Below are 20,000 nucleotides of genomic sequence, written 5' to 3'. Positions count from 1 at the left end.
CTGTTCGAATGTCGTCCGTTACGCCCGAAGTCGCAACCGTTGCAGCCAGGACGAAGTGGCGCCCAAGGCGTCACGCAATTGTTGGGCAGTGATGGTGCGTTCTGCCGCATTGAAGCTCAGCGCGGTTCGCAGCGCTGGCCAGCCGAGTTTCGGTAAGTTCGCCGGGGCTTGCAGCTCGCGCTCCAGGTGCTCGTCGCGGGCCTGGGTCGAGGGCAAGCGGCGGAACGGGTGTTTGCCGCTCGCCAGTTCATAGATCACGCAGGCCACGCCGTACACGTCCGCGCTGGCCGACAACGGTTGGCCCTCAAGCAGTTCGGGGGCGGCGTAGCCCGGGGTCCAGGCGTTGAAACGCTCGCGGCTCAGGTGCGGCAGGCCGGGCAACACGCCTTCGTCTGCCTGGCCGAGACCGAAGTCGAACAGGCGCAGGCCGTCTTCGCTGAGCATGACATTGCTCGGTTTCATGTCACCGTGCAGCACGCCGCGACGGTGGGCGTAGGCCAGCGTATCGAGCAGCGGCAGCGCGATGTCGCGCGTTTCTTTCCACGGCAGGCCCAGGGGCCGCTCGCAGAGCAATTTGTCCAGGGTCAGGCCACGCATGTATTCCATGGTGATGAAGGCCCGCTGGCAGTCGGTATCGACTTCAAAAGTATGTGCACGCACGACGTTGTCGTGGCGCAGGCGTCGGGTCAGGGCGAACTCGCTGTAGAGCAAGGCACTGGCGTCCGGCGATTCGGCAAATTCTTCGCTGAGGATTTTCAGCGCAATGTACGGGTCGGGATCGCCGAACTGTTCGTGCAGCAGATCCCGCGCCCGGTAAACGGCGCCCATGCCGCCGGCCCCGAGCAGACGCTCGAGGTGGTAGCGGCCGGCGAGTACGTCCGGCAGTGCACCGATGCTGGCCTTGGTCGGCGCCAGCAACGGCTCGGCGTTGTTTGCCTTGGCGAAGGCGAAGTAGGTCAGGTTGCTGGCCTGCTCTTCGCTCATCAGCAAGTCATCGACTGAGGATTCGATTTCAGTCATTGGCGGATCACCACGGCAGTCAGGTTGTCCCGGGCGGCGCCCCGCAGGGCGCCGTCGAACAGACGTTCCAGCGCCACGTGCGGCGCGCTGAGGCTGAGGGCGTTGCCGAGGGCATCGCTGCTCAGGCCCTGATACAAACCATCGCTGCACAGCAAAAACGCATCGCCCGGATAGACCTCGAGTTCGAGGACATCCAGGGTCAGCTGTTCGGCGGCGCCGACGGCTCGGGTCAAGGCCTGAGCTGCCGGATGCGCCGCCGCCTGTTCGACGCTCATCTGTTGTTCGTCGATCAGTTGCTGTTGCAGCGAATGATCCTTGGACAGCTGATACAGCCGCTGCCCGCGCCACATGTAGCAACGGCTGTCGCCGGCCCAGATGCAGGCCGCGCGATTGCCTTCCACCAGCAGCGCCACGACGGTGCTGCCCATGATGCTGTCGTGACGCCCGGCGGTGACCGTCAACTCCTGCCCCAAACGCCGGTTCAGCCAGTGCAGGCACTGGCGGATGGCTTTGAGGCGTTCGTCGAAGTCCTCGTGCTGCGGCAGTTCAGCCAGGCTGGCGACGATCAACTGGCTGGCGATGTCGCCACCCTGATGACCGCCCATGCCGTCCGCGACCACCCACAGCCCCTGCTGTGGATTATCGAGGAAGGCATCTTCGTTGCGCGCCCGCACCTTGCCCGGGTCGGTACGCGCCGCGCTGCGCCAGGGACTGGCCACCAGCATCAGAGCTGCACCGGCATACGGAAGGTGCGCAGCACGCCCATGTCGAACGGGTTCGGCGTGCGCTGGCTGGTCAGCAGGTAGTTGGCGCGCAGGCCACCCACGTCGGCTTTCAGCACCAGCACGTCGCGACCGGTCAGGTACTCGGTCTGCATCAGGTCGAACAGACGGAACAGCGACCATGGGCCGGAGTTCTTCTCGATACCGATCGGACGCCCCGCCATCTTGTCCATCACCAGACTGGTGCGACCGTCTTCAGCATCGGTCGGCCACTTGAACGACACCGGCACAATCGGGCCGTGACGGTATTCGATGGTCTTGTCGCCGAACTTGAACTCGGAACGGCTCACCGCCGGATCGAGGGTGTACGGTTCCAGTTTGAACTGCACGGTCGGCTCGGCCGGGTTGATCGAGAAGAAGCTCTGGCGAATCGTCAGCGCCGCCGCCATCTGGTCGAGGTACATCTTCGACACCGGCAGGCTGTGACCGTCGACGCTGCGCATCCGGTAGTTGCCCGGATCACCGCTGACGAACGGACGCATGTAGCTGTCGAAGAAGCGGTCGACGGTGCCTTGAGCGCGGAAGAACTCGCGGAAGTCGCTGATCGCCACGTCGCTGGTGCTGCTGGCGCTGAACGGATAACGCTTGCTGATGGTTTTGCCATACACGCTGTACAGCTCGTTCTGATAACGGCCATTCAGGTATTGGTAGGCATCGTTGAGCACCAGGCGCCACGAGTCCTCGGCCAGCACGTTGAACCACACGCTCAGCGGACGCGGCAGGCGACCCGAGGCCGCACGCAGGTTGGTCAGCGCATCACGCTGGCCGCTCATGCGGGTTTTCGCCATTTCGAACGCGGCTTGTTCCGGCGTGCTGGAACGGGCCAGACCGGACAGTTGCAGTTGCAGGTCGTTGAGCGCGGTGAGGGCCGGGGTCAGGTCAGCGGCCGGGCCGTTGTTGTCATCGAGCAAACGATGCAGCGGCTCGAAGCGACGTTGCAGGGATTTCTTCGCGGTGTCCGGCAGGCTCTTCGCCACGTTCAGCGCCGAAGCCTTGTCGGCGACAGCCGAGGCCAGTTTGCCGACCTTGCCCAGTTTGCCTTTCTGCCCTGCCAGTGCATCGGCAGCATCACCGGCTTCATCCACCGGATCGGCAGGAGCCGGGAAGCGCGTGTTCTCGCGCACTTCAGTGAGCAATGCCAGCACCGGCGAGTTGGCCGACGTCAGGCCCGCCAGTTGCTCGGCGCCTTCACCGGCGTCGCTGATCGGCGGCAATGCCACTTGGCCAACGGCTTCGCTCCAGTAATTGGCGTAGTCACGGAAGTACAGTTGCTCCAGCTCGACCATCAGGCGACGCAAGTCCATGTCGCTGATGCCCGCGCCTTCGCCCAGCACCCAGTTGTCACGCAGGATGTCGGTGACCAGCGCCGAGCCTTGCACCGAGAAATACTGCTGATAACCCTGCTGGGTGTAGAACCCCGGGATCACGTATTCGGTGCCGATGAACAGCGAGCCCTGCGGGCCGAGGTGTTGGCTGAAACGGTATTCCGGCAGGTTGCGCGCCTGCTCGCGGAGCATGCGGTAGACCACGGTGGCCAGCGATTCGGCGCGCAGCACCTGACGTGCCTGAGTCACCAGTTGATCGTTCAGCGGGTAGATGAACGGCTGCTTCAGCAGGCGCTCGAGGTGGGTGTTCAAGCCGTTCTGCACCGCGGTGTTGCCGGTGTAGCGCTGCGACCAGTCAGTGGCGACCCAGTCCTTGAGCCACGCGGCGTCACGACGGTCTTTCATGTTCAGCATCAGGTACGCACGCAGGCTGTTGAGCAGCTTGTCGCGGTCCTTCATGTTGGCGCGGATCTGCCCTTCAAGCAGGGTCGCGACCCTTGGCAGCAATTGCGCTTCGAGCTCATGCTCGTAGGCTTGCCTGACCACCGGATTGACGTCTTCGCCCTGATACAGACCGCCACGCTCGTGGTACGAGACGTCGCCTTTCTTCGGGAACACCTGAGTCGCGGCGTAGCTGGTGTCGAGGGTTTTCAGCACGCCCATCGCATCATCACGCGGGGTTAGCGCCGAACGTTGCTGAGTCCAGTTCTGGGCCAAGGTGCGCAGGTTTTCCAGACGCTCATAGTTGGCCGAGAAACCACCGGCCCAGAGCATGCCGAACAGCGCCAGTGCCGCCAGTGCACCGACGTACAACGCACGCTGGCCCCAATGAATGCGGCTGCGCTCGCGCTTGTCCAAACCGGCCAGATCCGATTCCGGGAAGATCACCCGGCTGAACAGATGATGGATGAACCGTGAACGACCACTGCGCAGGGTCGGCAGCACGCCGGCATTCATGCCGAGGTTGGCGCCGATGCCGGCGGTGGTCGCGTCCATTTCCTGAGTCAGGTGCGGGGCGCTGGTCAGGTAGAAACCACGCAGCAGCGACGCGCGCTGGTAACGGTTGCCGGTGAACGCCATATCCACGAACAGGCACAGGCGCTCGCCGATCTGCCCCAGTTGATGCGGGAAGTCGAGGATGCGGCCACGGCGCTGGGTATCACGCTCGGAGTGCATGCGCATGATCACCTGATTGTTCAGGCGCCGCAGCAGCTCTTCGAACTCGCTGCGCAGTACCGCGACGTCGGTGCCGACCTGATCCTTGCGGAAACTGGTCCCCAGCACCTGATCGCTTTCTTCGCGGGTCAGTTGATCGAAGAATTCGTCGAAACCGAGCAGCTTGTCCGCCTTGCTCAGCACGAGATACACCGGCACATCGACGTGCAGTTTCTGATAGACGTCTTGCAGACGACCGCGCACCTGGCGCGCCAGGGTGTCGATGTCCTGCTCGCTGCCACCGGTGAGGGATTCCACCGGAATGGTCACCAGCACGCCGTTCAACGGACGCCCGCGACGACGCTTGCGCAACAGTTCGAGCAAGGTGGTCCAGGCGCTGCCGTCGACTTCCGCGTCCGGCTGTGTGGTGTAACGTCCGGCGGTGTCGATCAGCACACCGTGGTCGGCGAAGTACCAGTCGCAATGACGGGTGCCGAGGGTGTCGCGGGTCAGCTTGCGGTCGATCTTGTTGATCGGGAATTCCAGCCCGGAGAAGTCCAGCAGGCTGGTCTTGCCGGAAGCCTGCGGACCGATCAACAGGTACCACGGCAAGTCGTTGCGCCAGCGTTCGCTGCGGCCACGATACAGGCTCGAAGTCTTCAGGGTTTTCAGCGCGTCCTTGAAGCGCGCCTTCAACTCTTTCTGCTCTTCTTCGATCAGTTCGTCACGACGAATGCGATCCTGACCGTCTTCGGTTTCTTCGACAGCTTTCTTGCGGATGCCCGCGCGCCAGCTGACGAAGACCATGGTCAGGCCCCAGATCAGGAACAGCACGCTGATGGTCAGCAGGCGCGAGGTCGCGCTCTCCCAGAACTTGTAGTCATCCACCGCCAACAACGGGCCGACGAACCACACCAGCAATGCCACGAACAGCACCAGCAGCAAGGTCCAGACCCAGGTCTGGCGCAGGAAGGCGCCGACTTTCTTGAAAAACTTTTTCATCACACGTCCCTGTTACGGCTGCGACTGCGGTTGAACCGCGGCCGGATCGATCGGCTGATAGGGTTGCAGAACGGTGTCGCGCTGCTCGCCCAGAACCCAGGCGAAGCCCGAATACATCACCACCAGGCAGACGACAGTGAACAGCACCACCATCCACGCCGGCACGATGCGCACCAGGTTGCGGCGCTGATCGTTGAGGCCTTCCCAGTGCGGCGACAACTCGCGCGGCACGTCGCCACGCAACTGGCGGATCTGCCGGTACAGGGCGTCGCGGATGCCTTCGAGTTCGAGCATGCCACGCGCCTGCACGCGGTACTTGCCCTCGAAACCGAGGGACAGGCACAGGTACATCAGCTCAAGCATCGGCAGGTGTTTGACCGGGTTCTTCGACAGACGATCAAGCAGCTGAAAGAACTTCTCGCCACCGAACGTCTCGTTGTGGAAGCTGCTGAGCAGGCTCATCTGCGACCACTCGCTTTCGTTGCCCCACGGTGTGGTCACGACAGCTTCGTCGACCACGGTGCAGAGCACGTAACGGGCGGCCATCACCTGACTGCTTTCGGCGCCGTTGTGCAACGCGCGCACTTCAAACAGCTTGAGCCCGGCGGTCAGGCGCTCGTTGAGCGCGTAGAGGTCTTCGCGGGTTTCGCTGTGCTTGAGGCGCACCACTTCCGAGAGCAGTTCGGACGACGCCGCCACCAGCGAATTGAGGCTGATGTTGAACGCCTCCGCCGGGCGCAGGCGCGCGGCGTAGATCATCCGTTCTTCCAGTTGCTCGAAGCGCGGCGGCGCGGCGAAGTCGGTCAGCGGACTGGCTGCCGGTCCGTGGCCCTGACGATCGAGCAGGACGGTTTTGTCGTCCTGGTTGTAATCCGTTTCCTTGATCATGTCGGTCAGTTCCTGATGGCCCAGAATTTCAGTTCAAGCTCGGCGAATTCGCCGGACACGTGGAACGCGAAGCCGCCGGAGCGCTCGAGTTGCGCCAGGTCTTCGGAACTGAGTTCGAGGATGAAGTAGGTTTTGTTCGAGTGGAACGCGATCTGCCGCGGGGCCACCGGCAACGGTTTGACCTTGATCCCCGGCAGGTGCAGGTTGACCAGTTGGCGGATGCGCTCCACCGGGCCGACCTTGAGGTGCGCCGGCAAGCGGTGGCGCAGTTCTTCGGAGTCGCAGTTGGCACTTGCCGCCAGCACGAACGACGCCGAGCCGAGCAGTTTGTGGTCGTGCAACGGCGAAACGATGATCCCGTACTGACGCGCCTGCAGGATCAGTTCGATAGCGTGCTGTTCCAGCACCATCGACAGCACCTGACGAATCGCTTCCATCAGTTTGCGGAAGCTCGCGCCCTGATCGGCGTGGGAATAGCGGCTGTCCAGACGCGGGCGCTTGCTGTCGCTGGAGAAGGTCGCCAGATCGCCAAGCATGGTCAGCAGCGTGCGGTACAACTCTTCCGGGTGCACCTGCTCCAGACCGAGGTAGTGGCGCAGCAGCAGTTCGGTACGGTTGATCAGTTGCAGCATCATGAAGTCGCCGACTTCCGCGCCACCGACCTTGCCGTTGGAGCGAATCCGCTCGGCGATCGTGTCGCCCCGGTGGTTGAGCATGCTGATGACTTCTTTGAGGCACGACAGCAGATAACTGGAAGCGTGGGCCTGAATGTAAGTCGGCACGAAATCCGGGTCGAGGCTGATCACGCCGTCCGGCGTGGTGTCGAGCACGTCGCAGATCTTCAGCTTCACATAGGCCTGATCGCTCTGCTGCTCGCCGAGCAACAGCTTGAAGTCCGGGCGGCCACAGCTGACCTGGCTGGCGGAATCGTCGCCGGCGTTGGAGTCAGCCACTTCGGCGTCATACGCGGTGTACCGCGCCAGCACATCGGACTGCTCCGGACGGCGCGCCTCGATGTGGTTACCGGTGACCAACGGCAGCGCCAGGTAAATCGGCGTGTTGCCGGTGTTCGGCGGCACGTCCAGCGCCAGCGGCTCGGTGTTGCCGCCGAGTTCGAACAGGCTGCCGTCCGGCAGGATTCCCGACGCGGCACTGATCACCAGTTTGCCCATGTTGAGGAACTGCAGGTCGATCTCCAGATTGAGGAAACCCCAGGTGTAGCCACCCAGCAACTGGGTGCGGGTTTTCATCTGGTGATCGTAGTAGCGATCGTTGTGCTGGAAGTGCTGCGGCCGCAGCAGCATGCCTTCCTGCCAAATGACTTTATGGGTATTCATGTTCAGTCATCCGCCTTGGCGAGCGCTTCATGGGTGTTGCGGATACCCGCCTGATCCAGGGTCAGATCGGCCTCGGTCAGCTCCAGCGGCGTGACCTGCACGGTGTAGCGCCACTTGGTTTCCGGCAGATCGCGATACGCGGCAAGAACGCCAACGTAGCGGCTGCCCTCCTCCACGCTGAGCTTCATTTCCACGGTCTCACCCGGGCGCAGTTCGAGTTCTTCGCTGGCCACCAGATCCGGGTTGAGGGATTCCTTGGCGCGCTCGTAGAGGCTGAAGAAATCAGCGTTCTCGAAAGTCACCGGGTGCTTGAGTTCGAACAGGCGCACGACGATCGGCGACGGACGACCGTTGAGGTCCGGGTTGAGCTGATCGCTGCCGGTCAGCTTCAGATTGACCTTGGTCACTTTCGAGTACGGCGACAGCGACGAGCAACCGGCGAGCAGCACCAGTACGGTGAGCGCAGTCAGCGTCTTGAAAAAAGCGGTCGAGCGGCGAGACATGCGCATCATCCTTGGTGGTCGGTGTGGAGGGTGGAGATCAGGCGGATCTGTTCTTCGTAGGCCTGGGCGAAATCGCGGGCCAGCAGGCGCTCGCTCCAGTCATCGTCCTGACGCAGTGCCTGGTGGTAACGGCCGAACGCTCTCCAGCGCCCGCCCGACGTGGCGATCAACGGCTTGTTGTCGCGCTCGAAACGCAGGGTCAGTTGCTCCGGCGAGAAGTGCTCCAGGGTGCCGCGCACGGCGGCGCGGCTGGCGGTAAGCAGCGCGACCTGATGCGCTTGCAGATCGCGGAACGCACGGGAAATCGCCTGCTCGGCAGGGAGATGACCAGGCTTGTGCGGCTGCAACAGAATCTCCAGCGCTTCGCTCGGATCGACGGCGAATTTCAGCGGGTTCTTGTTGGTGCCTTGCACGGTGGTCTGGGCCAGACGCAGTTCGTTTTTCAGCTCCGAACGGGTGCGCAGGCTCTGCTGCAAACCGCCGATGCTCTGCCGCAGCAGACGTGCGGCGTTGAGTGCCAGCGCTTCGCGGGCGTCGTGATCCAGGCCTTTGACGTCAACGCCCAGCGCCGCGCCGAAATGCTCCCAGAAACCCTCGCTCTGCCGCTCGACGACCTTCGGGGCCGGAGCTGGCTCGGGCTCAACCGGGGCGATCAGCTCCGGCACCATCAGGCTTTCCATGTCGATGCGTGCATAGTCGGCGCGCTGACGGGAGTCCTCGGGCTTGGCGGTCGGGGCCAACAGTTCGTCGATTTCCGAATAGACACGCTCTTGCTGTTCAATCGCGTTCAGCGGATCAAGGTCGAGGAAGGCGTCGTCCGGAATGATGCTGCCAGCGGCACGCGGACGGCCGACTTCACCATCGAAGGTCGCCGGGTCACGCACCAGCCGCGCACGAATCTCGAAGTCACCGAGCACGTAGGTGCTGCCGTGCTCGATGCGCACCGGTTCGCCCTTGTGCAGGCGTGCGCCGCTGCCGCCGTCCTGGACGCCGTTGCTGCTGGTGTCGGTGAGGAAAAACGTGCCCTCGCGGTAGCTGACAATCGCGTGGTGATTGGACAGATGACGCTTGCGGTCAGGAATGATCCAGTCGCAGTCCTCGCCCCGCCCGATCACGCCACCAGCCTGTTTGAAGGTCTTCTGGCACAACTCGGTGGGCACGAACTGCTTGGTGTTCAGCATTTCGAAAACCAATTCCATGTTTGATGCTCCTTGCGGTCACTTGCCGCGATTGACCGCTTGCGGATCACCCAACGGGCGATAGTCGTTGTCGTTGAATTTGTAATTGCCGCTACAGCCGCCAAGGCCGCATAGAACGACGAGGGTCAGCAGGACAGCGTGCCAGTGACGAACAGACATCAGAGGGTCTCCAGGGGTAGACAAAGCACAAAGCGCCGACCCTTGCGGGCGGCGCTGAAATTAATTCTTTGGGTGGTCTCGAAGGCTCTACATCGGGGCCTTCGAACCCTCACAAGGGGTACACCGCCCCCCTGTGATAGGTGAGCAATTTGTGGCGAGGGGACTTGTCCCCGATGGGCTGCGAAGCAGCCCCAAAACCTGATTACCGGTTCTTTCAGGAGAACCGCATTAGCTGGATTACGACTGCTTCGCAGCCGATCGGGGATAAATCCCCTCGCCACAGAGAAGCCCCTCAAGACAGGAGTTGGGCACACTGCAAGAGCCAGGTTCAGATCAACCATCGAAGTCACCCAGGTTGATATTCAGGCGCCCGAGGCGGTAGAGCAGCGTGCGGCGCGGCAGGCCCAGTTCGCGGGCAGCGAGGGTCTGGTTGCCGTCGTTCTTGCGCAGGCAGTCGAGCAACAAAGTGCGTTCGACTTTTTCCAGGCGTTCGCGCAGGTTCAGGCCGCTGTGGTCTTCGGGCATCGGCTCCATGCGCAGGGAGAAATGCTCGGCCAGCAATTCGCCGCCCTCGCACAACAGCACCGCGCGCTCGACCAGTGCCTTGAGTTCCCGCACGTTGCCGGGGAAGGTGTAACCGGACAGGTGTTCAAGCGCCGCGTCAGACCAGCGCACCGGGTCGCGCTGCAGGTAAGCACAGGCCTTGTCGGCGAAGTGCCGGGCCAGATCGAGGATGTCGCCTTCGCGCTGACGCAGGGCCGGCAGTTCGATCGGGAACTGTGCCAGGCGGTAGTACAGGTCCTCGCGGAACTTGCCTTCGCTGACCAGCACCGCCAGGTCGCGGTGCGTCGCGGCGATGATGCGCACGTCGATCTTGTGCGTGTCGTTGGAACCCAGCGGGCGGATCTCGCCTTCCTGCAACACCCGCAGAATCTTCGCCTGCAGCGACAGCGGCATGTCACCGATTTCATCGAGCAACAAGGTGCCGCCGTTGGCCGCATCGAACAGTCCGGCACGGTCGCGATCAGCGCCAGTGAAGGCGCCCTTGCGGTAGCCGAACAGCTCGCTTTCCAGCAGGTTTTCCGGGAACGCTGCGCAGTTCTGCACGATGAACGCCTGGGAGCGACGGGGACCGCAATCGTGAATCGCCCGCGCCACCACTTCCTTGCCGGTCCCGGTCTCGCCGCGCAACAGCACGGTGTAGGGGCTGTGCAGGACTTTGCTGATCAGCGAGTGGGTCTGACGCATCGCCGCGCTCTTGCCGATCAGGCCATAGCCGTTAAGACTCGGCACGCTACGACTCACTGGCGTCTCGACCCCGACCGGCTGACGCAGGCGTTGCAGCAAGTGCAACTGACCAAGGACGAACGAGCCGAGCTGGCCGAGGGAATCGGCAAAACCCTGCAGGTCAACGTGACGGCGACTGGCGCACAGCAACAGGCCCTCTACCGCCTTCTGCTGATTGACCAGCGGCACGCACAGCAGCGATTGCCAGGCACCGGCGGTGGCCGGCAGGAAACTGGTTTCGTGCAGGCTGGCACCCAGGTCATCCAGGCACACCACGCGGTTCTGGCACAGAGCGAATTGCAGCAGTTGCTCACCGTTGTAGTCCGCCGGCAGGCTGGTGGCGGCGCGCGGTTGCAGCGCGCCGTCGAGGCATTCGGCGTTCATCCCCAGGCAGGTGTGGGTGGCGTCGAGCAGGTACAGCTGCGTCAGTTCGCAACCGCTCAGCTCGGCCAGACCACGCACGAAGTCACCCAGCAGCGCAGCACCGTCCGCCGCGCGCGACAGGCTGGCGAACTGCGCCAGCAAGGCTTCGGCATAGACCAGTGGCTGCGGCACTTGAGTGAACATCACACCCACCTCAGGCGAACTCGCACGTCACGCTGGCGTTGCCGTCGAGCGTGGCATGCACACGCTTGAGGCTTTCACCGGTGGCCATCGCATCGAGTAAACGATCGGCTACCAGCGGCAGCACGTGCTGGTCGAGCAGATGGTCGATCAGGCGCGCGCCGCTTTCGCTTTGCGTGCAGCGCTCGGACAGGTGATCGACGAGGTTCTGGCACCAGCTGAAATCCAGCTGACGACGGTTGAGGCGCTCGCCGAGACGACCGAGCTTGATCTCGATCAGCTCGCGCAGCACCGGGCCGCCGACCGGGTAGTACGGCACCACTTTCATCCGCGCCAGCAGCGCCGGTTTGAAGTGTTTGCTCAGCACCGGGCGAATGGTCTCTTCCAGCAGCTCGGCGGTCGGGCGGGCGCCGTCTTCGCAGAGGTCGCTGATCTTGTCGCTGCCCAGGTTCGAGGTCATCAGGATCAAAGTGTTGCGGAAATCGATTTCGCGACCTTCGCCGTCGTTCGCCACGCCCTTGTCGAAGATCTGGTAGAAAAGGTTGAGTACGTCCGGATCGGCCTTCTCGACTTCATCGAGCAGCACCACCGAATACGGCTTCTGGCGCACCGCTTCGGTGAGCATGCCGCCCTCGCCATAACCGACGTAGCCCGGTGGCGCACCGATCAGACGCGAGACGGTGTGCTTCTCCTGGAATTCGGACATGTTGATGGTGGTGATGAAACGGTCACCGCCGTACAGCAGGTCAGCCAGGGCCAGCGCGGTTTCGGTCTTGCCGACGCCGCTCGGGCCGACCAGCAGGAATACGCCGACCGGCGCGTCCGGTTTGTTCAGGCCAGCGGCGGTGGCGCGCATCGAGCGATCCAGAGCGTGCACGGCTTGTTCCTGACCACGGATGCGCGTGCGCAGGTCGGTGGCGAAACTCGCGACCTTGGCGTTGTGTTCGCGGGCCAGTTGCGCCAGCGGCACGCCGGTCCAGGCGCTGATCACTTCGGCCACCAGACGCGGGCAGACTTCGAAGCTGACCAGACGCTCCTTGACCTGCGCAGCGGTCAGGGCGCTGTGGGTCTTATTCAGCTCGGCCTCCAGCGCTTCGACGCTCTGGCCTTCCTCGACCTCGGCAACGAGGGTTTCGATCACCGTGCCTTCGGCGTCTTCTTCAACGCTGACGGTCGGCTCGACGGCAGCAGCTTCACGAGCCTTGGCCAGTTGCTGACGCAGTTCCAGCAGGCGCTCGGCCAGCTGCTTCTGTTCGGTCCACAGGCTTTCCAGCGCGACCATTTCGCTTTCGGCTTCGTCCAGTCGCGCTTCCAGTGCGTCCAGCGCTTCGTGGTCAATCAGCAAACCGGCCTCGGCATCGCGGCGCAGAGCCTGACGTTGACGGCCACCTTCGGCCAGTTCGCCGCGCAGGCGTTCGAGGCTTTCCGGGGCGGCGGCGAGGCTGATGCGCACGCGGGCACACGCGGTGTCGAGCACGTCGACAGCTTTGTCCGGCAGTTGGCGACCGGCCAGATAGCGGGCGGACAACTCGGCAGCGGAGACCACCGCGTCATCCCGCAGGTAGATGCCGTGGCTCTTCTCGTAGACCTGCGCCAGACCACGGAGAATTGTCACCGCTTCGCTGACGGTCGGTTCGTGCAACTGCACCGGCTGGAAACGACGGGCCAGCGCCGGGTCCTTCTCGAAGTATTTCTTGTACTCGGCCCAGGTGGTGGCGGCGATGGTGCGCAGTTCGCCACGGGCCAGTGCCGGCTTCAGCAGGTTGGCCGCGTCGGAACCACCGGCATTGCCGCCCGCGCCGATCAGGGTGTGGGCTTCGTCGATGAACAGGATGATCGGTTTCGGCGAGGCTTTGACCTCGTCGATCACGCCTTTGAGACGACGCTCGAATTCACCTTTGACGCTGGCACCGGCCTGCAGCAGGCCCATGTCCAGCGACAGCAGTTCAACACCCTTGAGCACCTGCGGCACTTCACCGGCAGCGATGCGCGAGGCCAGGCCTTCGACGATGGCAGTTTTACCGACACCGGCCTCACCGACCACGATCGGGTTGTTCTTGCGGCGACGGGCGAGAATGTCGACCATCTGCCGGATCGCGCCATCGCGGCACAGCACCGGGTCGAGTTTGCCGTCGCGGGCCTGTTGGGTCAGGTTGTGCGTGAAGCGCTGCAGCAGCGATTCGCCCTGCGCCGCCGGCTTGCCGTTGGCGGCCGGTTGCTCCTGTTGCGACAGGGCAAATTCCTTCAGGCGATCGATGTTCAATTTGGCGAGCAGCGGCTGGTAACGGCTGCCGGCGTAGCGCATCGGGTTGCGCAGCAGCGCGAGGATCAACGCGGCGTCTTCGACCTGGGTCTGGCCCAGTTCGAGGTTGGCCACCAGCAGCGCGTCTTGCAGCCACTGCACCAGTTCCGGGGCAAACACCGGGTTGCGCGAGGCGCTGTGTTCAACGCGAGATTGCAGCGCGGCGCTCAGTTCACCGGCGTCGACATCGGCATCCTGCAAAGCGCGGGACAGCAAGCCATTCTGACGTTCCAGCAGACCCAGCAGCAGGTCTTCGACGAGGATCTTGCTGCCGCCACGGGCCACGCAACGTTCAGCCGAACGCTCCAGATCGCGACGGGTTTCGGCGTCCAGCGCCTGGATGAGTTGTTGCAGGTCTACGTTGATCATGGCTCACGTCCTTAATGAATTTTGCTGCCCAGGGTGACCACGCCGTCTGCTTTTTCGCAGCCCAGCCAACTGGTCCACCCCAGGCGACAGTCGTTCTTCTCACCAATGCGCAGTTCGCGGATTTCTTCCGGGCGCAGCACCAGGCGAATGTCGTAATCGAGCGGGTCACGCAGGGTGAACCGCACCAGCGCGCACAGCGGCTGGTAACCGAAACCGATCGGCAGGAATTCGTGGAATCGCTCCCAGTCGAGTTCGGTGATGTGAATGCGGAATTTGCCGCTGCGGTCGCGCACCTGTTCGCCCAGCACCAGGTCTTCACCGAGCAGGCTGTTGGCGCGACCGAGGCGGTTGCGCTGCTCGTCGAGGATCTCCACGCGACGCTCGATGCACTGCTCGATGACCAGGTCTTCGTGCTTGAAGTAGTAACGCAGCACGGCTTCGATCAGCGCCGCGGAGTGCGCGCGCAAGCTGAGCAAACCGAGGTACGGCAGCAGGCGTTTCCAGTTCAGTTCCTTGGCCTTGCGGATCTCGTCGCCACCCAGACCGATCAGCGCAAACAGCTGCGACGAGAACGGGTCGATCGCTCCGCTCTGGAAACTGGCGCGATAGCGGTACTTGCGCCAGATCGGCAGCATCAGCCGTTGCAGGCGATGGTGGAACAGGTCGAGGAAGTTGCGCGTCGGGTTGCCGTCCTCGCTGTCACCCAGAGCCTGTTCGCCGTAGAACGCCGGCAGCGGCGAACCGGAGCCGACCAGGCCGATCAGGTTGAAACGCATGCGCGCGCGCATCTGCCCGTGCTCTTCGAAAAACTCCACGCGATCGACGTCGCTGCGCGGAAAGCCCAGGCTCGGGTTGGCCTGGAACTCCACCTGATCATACAAATCGTCTTCGCTGAGGTACGGGTGCGCCTCGCGCAGCCGGTCGATCACCAGCAGCACGGCCTGAAACAGCGAGTACTCGCGTATTACCTTGGTCAGCCCGCTTAAAGCAGGGGCTGCAGGCCCATACGTGGTGTCCATTGGTACACCTCTCCCTGTGTGCTTTTTACCCGCAGCTCATGGTACGAATTGAGACTGGCGTAAAGCGCGAAAAACTCGTTAAGAACCGAAGCGAAAACGAACAGGTCGCCTTCGCCGATATACCCTTCCGGGTCGATGGTCAGTTCGGTGCGCAGACCACGTACCGGCAAGCCACGGTGCAGCCGGTCGACGTGGTGGTGCTTGATGTGCTTGAGGCCGCCGAGCAGGCGTTTGCTGACCTTCTCCGCGTGCTGGTCGTAGTAGCGCGGCAGGTCGTAGGTTTCGAGAATCACCTTCAACGCGTTGACATCGGCCAGCGACAGATAGTTGAGCGACATGTTGCTGATCAGCTTCCACAGGAAGTCACGGTTCAGCGGCGGCGCGAAACTCGACGTGGCCGGGGTGATGTTGCGGAAACTCAAGAACTCCGGGGTCTCTTCGCAGGCCATGCAGATGTCGCCGAGCTTGAGCTTGCGCGGCAGGTTCTGGTTGGTGCACATCAGCTCGATCGACAGGGTTTCGTGGGCTTCGGTGTGGCGGATGCCGAAGCTCAGGTAGGTGTCGAGGCCGTCATGCAGCAACGATGAACGCTGGCGGATGCTGTAATGCGGACGGCTGTTGGGCACGTCGAAACTCGGGTCATGCTCGAAGGATTCGAACGGCACGTACTCCTGATAACCGAGGCCGCCGGGCTTCCAGCCGGTGACGGTTTCCACCGAGAACACGCCGCAGTTTTCCAGATCGTATTCCGCCGGCAGCAGCAGGTATTCATCCTGTTTGCCATCGAGGCGGATCGGCAGCGCGTCGTGCGCGAACAGGTTGGCAATCGGCGTGCAGAACAGCTTCACGTTATCCAGCGTCGGACGCATGCGCATGATGCCGCTCTTGCGGATATCGAAACGCAACTCCAGGCCGCGCATCTGCTTGAGGGTGTCTTCCGGCAGCGCCTTGAGAATGTCCAGACCGTTGACGTCGACAAACAGGAACTTGTCCTGGAAGGCGAAGTATTCCTGCAGGTAGCGATAGCCACGGAAGGTGTTCAGCGGATACGGGATCAACGCTTCTTCTTCGGCAAAGCCCACCGGCTTGACCCGGTCACCCGGAATCTTGAACGCCATCGGCTTGCCGGCCACGCCATCGATTGGCTTGCCAGCGCCGTCGAGCGGGATCAGCTCAATGCCTTCCAGGTTGCGCAGCAGGCTCAGGTAGAGCATCTGGCTGATGTAGCGTTCGCCGGCAAAGTGCAGGCGCAGTTTGCTCAGCTCCAGCTCACCGAGGTGGCCGTCGGCGCTCATCTCCAGACGCAGGCTGAGCAGCGAACCGTCGCCCTTCACCGAGTAGTTCAGCGCGGCCAGATCCAGAGGCAGCACTTCGGTCGGGTAGCAGGTGCGGAAACGGCAACGCACGTCTTCGATCGGTTTGCTTTCAATCGGCGTATCGCGCTCGACCAAAAGCGCCGGCCCGGAACGCTTCAACGGATCGAACTGCAAAATGCTGAACGCCGGCAGCGGGCGCATGTAGTTCGGCCACAACAACTGCATCAGCGAATGGCTGAGTTCCGGCAGTTCGTCATCGAGCTTCTGCCGCAGCCGCCCGGTGAGGAACGCAAAGCCTTCCAGCAACCGCTCCACATCCGGATCCCGCCCGGCCTGGCCCAGGAACGGCGCCAACGCCGGACTACGCTCGGCGAAACGGCGGCCCAGTTGGCGCAGTGCGGTGAGTTCGCTTTGGTAGTAGTGGTTAAAGGACACGGGTTACCTGCCTGGTAGTGGAACTCATCAAAAAAATATCCTGTAGAGCGCGACCGTCACGCCGGCACAGACATAACCGCCAATCAGCAGGAACGGCACAATCGTGATCCAGCCGTACGCCATGTAGGCATCACTGAGCTGACCGACGACCAGACTGAGCAAGCCATACAGCATCCACGGCACGGCATAGAACGGGATGAACTTCACCGGCGCCAACCAAACCATTCGCAATGCCTGCTGCTCGTTCCGGCGCTGCGCCGATCGGGACATCCACAGCGAGAAACCAAGAAGCCCGGGGATTCCCCACCACAACAGGTACTGCCAATAAATCCCGGACGACTCGGGCGTTAAATACTCGCCATTCCACTGGTCATAGGAAGTAAACGCCAACACCGCCAGCAGTGGCAGCCACAATGCAGCCATGAAGAAGCTGAGTTGCGCGCGACTGAGGACGAGCATCTCGCTTGATGAGTCGGTCATCGGCGAACCTCCACAGCGTGATCCGGCGCTTCGTGCTTGGTAATCTCGACGAACACCCCGCCATCCTCGGCTCCAACCCACAGCGCGTTGGGATGCGCGAACAGCTTTGGTTCGGTCGAGCTTTGCATTCGCACCAGCAGCGTCAAGCCGACCACAATCGTCAGCAAACCGACCGAGCCGAGAAAAGCGATGAGACATTGCCAAACTTTGAGTTTCATCGAACCCACCCGAACAAATGCTTCATGGGCAGAAAGCCCCGGTATCGACCGTCCAGGAACGGACCGCTTTTTCTTCAGTTTTTTCGATGCTCGCTACTGCATTTCGCAAGGTCTGCGCGTCGATGGACTTAGTCGCGTTCTGGCTTTTGATCGACAGGCTGTACTGGTCGCTGATCTGACCGGATACGTCTTCACCGAATGACTGGTAGTTGCCGATGGAACTGCGCTGGTTCGGGTTTAACGTGAAACAGCGTGGCTGATCGGCATAGTTGGAGTCGTTCGCCAGCGTCAGCTCCAGTGGTACTCCACAAGTGTTCAGCAGGTAAACATCATTGCGATAGACCTGCTGCGCAGCGCATGCAGTCAGCGAAAAGAAGTACGCGAAGAAACTTACCCATCTCATCATCAAAATCGTCTTTGGCAGTTTCATGGACAAACCGATGCCTCGCTGATTGTCCACTCGCGCTGCGTGCCTTCAGTGACTTTCTCGACGGCAGCCAGGTGTTGTTTCAACTGAGCGGCGTCCAGGGTCTTGCTACCCGCGGCATCGTGGAGGGTCAGTTGATAATTGCTCGGGATCTGTTCGATCACGTCTTCACCGTAAGAAGCAAAACTCGCCACGAGCGCGCGTGCGCCTGCTGCAACGGTAAGGTTGCGCTCCAGTGAATGCATGTTCGAGCTGTTGGAGACCTTGATCTCCAGTGGCTGGCCACAACGGTTTTCCATGTACACATGGTTGTTGTAGACCTGCTGCGCGGCGCAGCCGTACAGGGAGACAAACAGCAGGATGAAACCGGCGAACCTAGTCATCGAATTCAACCCTGGCCAGCCAAAGCAAGCTCTTCACGTCTTGTTCGGAAGCGGCCATGCGCTTCTGCAGGTTGGCGGCCGACTGGGTGTAGCTGCTGAAGTAATGCATGACATCCACCTCACCCGTGCTCGGTGTCGGGTGGTTGGCCTTGGGGTTCTGCATCAACGTTGACGTTTCCTTGTGCGTCCACGAGTAATTCGGGATCAGCCCGCCACCGTATTCGTTGAGAATCAGATGCCCGAATTCATGCGCCGAAGTCTCTTTGAACTCTTCCTGGGCGTAGTTGGCAGCATCCGCAGCCGTGAGGCCCTGACGCTTGACGAGCTGGTCAAAGGCATAGCCAGCGTTGTGGTAAACCTTGCGGGCAATCGCCAGGCTGGTCGAACGACCGAAGTCCGCTGACAACGAATCAATCAACGGGAAGTTCCCGGCCTTGGGCTCGACATTGACGTCGGCCTTGACCGTGACTTTGTAGACCCCTTTGCTGGTCGTGATGCCTTCTGCAATACCACCGCCGCGCGAACCATTGCGAGACCAATACAGTTCGATGCCTTCCTTGGCCCAACCCAGCAGAGTGCTGAATGGCGTAGGCACCAGGCCAGGCGTGGAACCACTGCTGCCACCATCCGAGAAGCTCGGGCGCAGGGTCACTTCCACGGTCTTGGCATTACGATCGATACGCACATCGACCCACTTCACCTCTTCGGCCGAACAAGCGAGCTTCACTTCGGTGACTTGCTGCTTGCCTGCTCCGGTCGCGGTCAGACGTACCTTGAGGTTTGGGCTTTTGAGGATTTTGGTGTCGAGGATGCCGGCCGTGTCGTAGCCGTCCCATTGCCAGGGATGCTTGCCTGGCGGCAGGAACGGCGCGGTGTTGGCTTCGGCGTAGACCGGCTTTTCGCCGTCCAGCACTTCCAGCTTCACACTGTCAGCTGCGTCCATGCGGTTCTCGACGACGAAATCGACCAACTCACGGTTTTTCGATGTTCCTGATTTCAGCTCGTCGAAGTCTGGAATTTCCAGCGGCGTCATTACCGAGTTGCCACCGGACTGCAAACCCAGTCGGTAATCCAGCGCCGCGACAACCGCTATAGCGGCAAGCCCCGAAAATGGCGCCGGCGAATGCGAATTACCGATAATCACCGTCCCGGAACCTGCCGTGACTTTATTGCCGTGAGAACCAACCGAACCTACGGTCGCAGCTGGTTTGCCATTGATCAAAACGGTGGTCGCCAGATCGCCAACCAACGCACCACCACACGCCGAGGCATCGCCTTGGCGGGCGGCCGCGAGGCCGTCGAAGAACACGTCGCCGGAACCGGCGGCGATCGGGTTGGTACCGTGGCCTGGAAGTGGGCAAGCGGTGGGGTCGGATACGCGTGCTGCGGGTTTGCCAGACATCGGGAATCTCCTTAGGTGACCTTCACTTGACCGCTGCCATCCAGGCGCGCGGAAAAACTGACCTGACGCTTGAAACCCTCGACTTCCAGCAGGCCTTCGATGCTGAAGGCCAGCCGCAGCTGGTCGTGGTCACGCGGCAGGGAAATGACACGCACGTTGCTCAGGCGCGGTTCGTAGGCTTCGATGAAGCTTTCGATGGCCAGGCGGGCCTGACTCAGGGAGTCGTGCAGGCTCAGGCGCATGTCATTGAGATCGGGCAACCCGTAGTCGGACAGCGTTTGCACGCTGCCCGCCCGGGTGCTGAGCATTTTGGCCAGATGGGCAGCCACCGACGCCATGGCAGAAGCCTCGAGGCTCCTGCCCTTGCGTAGTTCCGCATCGCCGTTGAGGCGTTCGAAAAGGCTGCCGTATCCGTCCATGAGCTGCTC

The 20,000-nt window shown here is 62.2% G+C and carries 17 protein-coding genes and 1 pseudogene; all 18 read right to left on the bottom strand.

Going from position 1 to position 20,000, the window contains the following annotated elements; genetic code table 11:
- Positions 1-18 precede the first annotated feature (18 nt).
- The 18 genes and pseudogenes from M0814_RS10660 to tssE all read right to left on the bottom strand — a co-directional run bounded on the left by M0814_RS10660 (position 19) and on the right by tssE (position 19,991).
- Positions 19-1,020 (bottom strand): serine/threonine-protein kinase, encoded by a 1,002-nt coding sequence (locus tag M0814_RS10660; RefSeq protein ID WP_003229554.1) that lies wholly within the window; start codon positions 1,018-1,020, stop codon positions 19-21.
- A complete protein-coding gene (locus M0814_RS10655) occupies positions 1,017-1,745 on the bottom strand; it encodes a PP2C family serine/threonine-protein phosphatase (RefSeq protein WP_003229555.1) in 729 nt (242 codons plus the stop codon). The genes M0814_RS10660 and M0814_RS10655 overlap by 4 nt, the downstream gene beginning before the upstream one ends.
- Entirely contained in the window at positions 1,745-5,284 is a 3,540-nt protein-coding gene (gene tssM / locus M0814_RS10650; RefSeq protein WP_103483740.1) for a type VI secretion system membrane subunit TssM, read from the bottom strand. The genes M0814_RS10655 and tssM overlap by 1 nt, the downstream gene beginning before the upstream one ends.
- Before the next feature lie 12 nt (positions 5,285-5,296).
- Positions 5,297-6,172: a type IVB secretion system protein IcmH/DotU gene (gene icmH / locus M0814_RS10645; protein ID WP_103483741.1), complete on the bottom strand. Its 876-nt coding sequence runs from the start codon at positions 6,170-6,172 to the stop codon at positions 5,297-5,299.
- Between the two features lie 5 nt (positions 6,173-6,177).
- A complete protein-coding gene (gene tssK / locus M0814_RS10640) occupies positions 6,178-7,509 on the bottom strand; it encodes a type VI secretion system baseplate subunit TssK (protein ID WP_007962327.1) in 1,332 nt (443 codons plus the stop codon).
- Between the two features lie 2 nt (positions 7,510-7,511).
- The gene (gene tssJ / locus M0814_RS10635) at positions 7,512-8,012 is read right to left on the bottom strand and encodes a type VI secretion system lipoprotein TssJ (RefSeq protein WP_103483742.1); all 501 of its coding nucleotides are present in this window, start codon (positions 8,010-8,012) and stop codon (positions 7,512-7,514) included.
- Between the two features lie 5 nt (positions 8,013-8,017).
- Positions 8,018-9,211 carry a type VI secretion system-associated FHA domain protein TagH gene (tagH, locus tag M0814_RS10630; RefSeq protein WP_096795407.1) on the bottom strand — a complete coding sequence of 398 codons (1,194 nt, stop codon included), beginning with the start codon at positions 9,209-9,211 and terminating at the stop codon, positions 8,018-8,020.
- An 18-nt stretch (positions 9,212-9,229) separates the two neighbouring features.
- Positions 9,230-9,370 (bottom strand): hypothetical protein, encoded by a 141-nt coding sequence (locus M0814_RS10625; protein ID WP_003229566.1) that lies wholly within the window; start codon positions 9,368-9,370, stop codon positions 9,230-9,232.
- Between the two features lie 333 nt (positions 9,371-9,703).
- Entirely contained in the window at positions 9,704-11,224 is a 1,521-nt protein-coding gene (locus tag M0814_RS10620) for a sigma-54-dependent Fis family transcriptional regulator (RefSeq protein ID WP_045122679.1), read from the bottom strand.
- Positions 11,225-11,234: 10 nt separating this feature from the next.
- Positions 11,235-13,892, bottom strand: a complete 2,658-nt coding sequence (gene tssH, locus M0814_RS10615) for a type VI secretion system ATPase TssH (RefSeq protein WP_103483744.1) — start codon at positions 13,890-13,892, stop codon at positions 11,235-11,237.
- An 11-nt stretch (positions 13,893-13,903) separates the two neighbouring features.
- The gene (gene tssG, locus M0814_RS10610) at positions 13,904-14,911 is read right to left on the bottom strand and encodes a type VI secretion system baseplate subunit TssG (protein WP_003229570.1); all 1,008 of its coding nucleotides are present in this window, start codon (positions 14,909-14,911) and stop codon (positions 13,904-13,906) included.
- Entirely contained in the window at positions 14,875-16,662 is a 1,788-nt protein-coding gene (gene tssF, locus M0814_RS10605) for a type VI secretion system baseplate subunit TssF (RefSeq protein ID WP_003229572.1), read from the bottom strand. The genes tssG and tssF overlap by 37 nt, the downstream gene beginning before the upstream one ends.
- Before the next feature lie 27 nt (positions 16,663-16,689).
- Positions 16,690-17,142 (bottom strand): hypothetical protein, encoded by a 453-nt coding sequence (locus M0814_RS10600; RefSeq protein WP_103483745.1) that lies wholly within the window; start codon positions 17,140-17,142, stop codon positions 16,690-16,692.
- Positions 17,139-17,360 carry a hypothetical protein gene (locus tag M0814_RS10595; RefSeq protein WP_247868479.1) on the bottom strand — a complete coding sequence of 74 codons (222 nt, stop codon included), beginning with the start codon at positions 17,358-17,360 and terminating at the stop codon, positions 17,139-17,141. The genes M0814_RS10600 and M0814_RS10595 overlap by 4 nt, the downstream gene beginning before the upstream one ends.
- Positions 17,361-17,382: 22 nt before the next feature.
- On the bottom strand, positions 17,383-17,790 hold the full coding sequence (locus M0814_RS10590; RefSeq protein ID WP_177434698.1) for a hypothetical protein: 408 nt from the start codon (positions 17,788-17,790) through the stop codon (positions 17,383-17,385).
- The gene (locus M0814_RS10585) at positions 17,787-18,170 is read right to left on the bottom strand and encodes a hypothetical protein (protein WP_003229579.1); all 384 of its coding nucleotides are present in this window, start codon (positions 18,168-18,170) and stop codon (positions 17,787-17,789) included. Before M0814_RS10585 ends, M0814_RS10590 begins: the two co-directional genes overlap by 4 nt.
- A 1,108-nt stretch (positions 18,171-19,278) precedes the next feature.
- Positions 19,279-19,572: pseudogene (locus M0814_RS10580) on the bottom strand (PAAR domain-containing protein); the annotation flags it as partial.
- 11 nt (positions 19,573-19,583) lie between these two features.
- Positions 19,584-19,991: a type VI secretion system baseplate subunit TssE gene (tssE, locus tag M0814_RS10575; protein ID WP_003229582.1), complete on the bottom strand. Its 408-nt coding sequence runs from the start codon at positions 19,989-19,991 to the stop codon at positions 19,584-19,586.
- Between the last annotated feature and the right edge of the window lie 9 nt (positions 19,992-20,000).

The sequence above is a fragment of the Pseudomonas sp. MWU12-2020 genome (assembly GCF_023100605.1).
Taxonomy (GTDB): domain Bacteria; phylum Pseudomonadota; class Gammaproteobacteria; order Pseudomonadales; family Pseudomonadaceae; genus Aquipseudomonas; species Aquipseudomonas fluorescens_H.
This window is presented reverse-complemented; position numbering and strand designations above follow the sequence as displayed.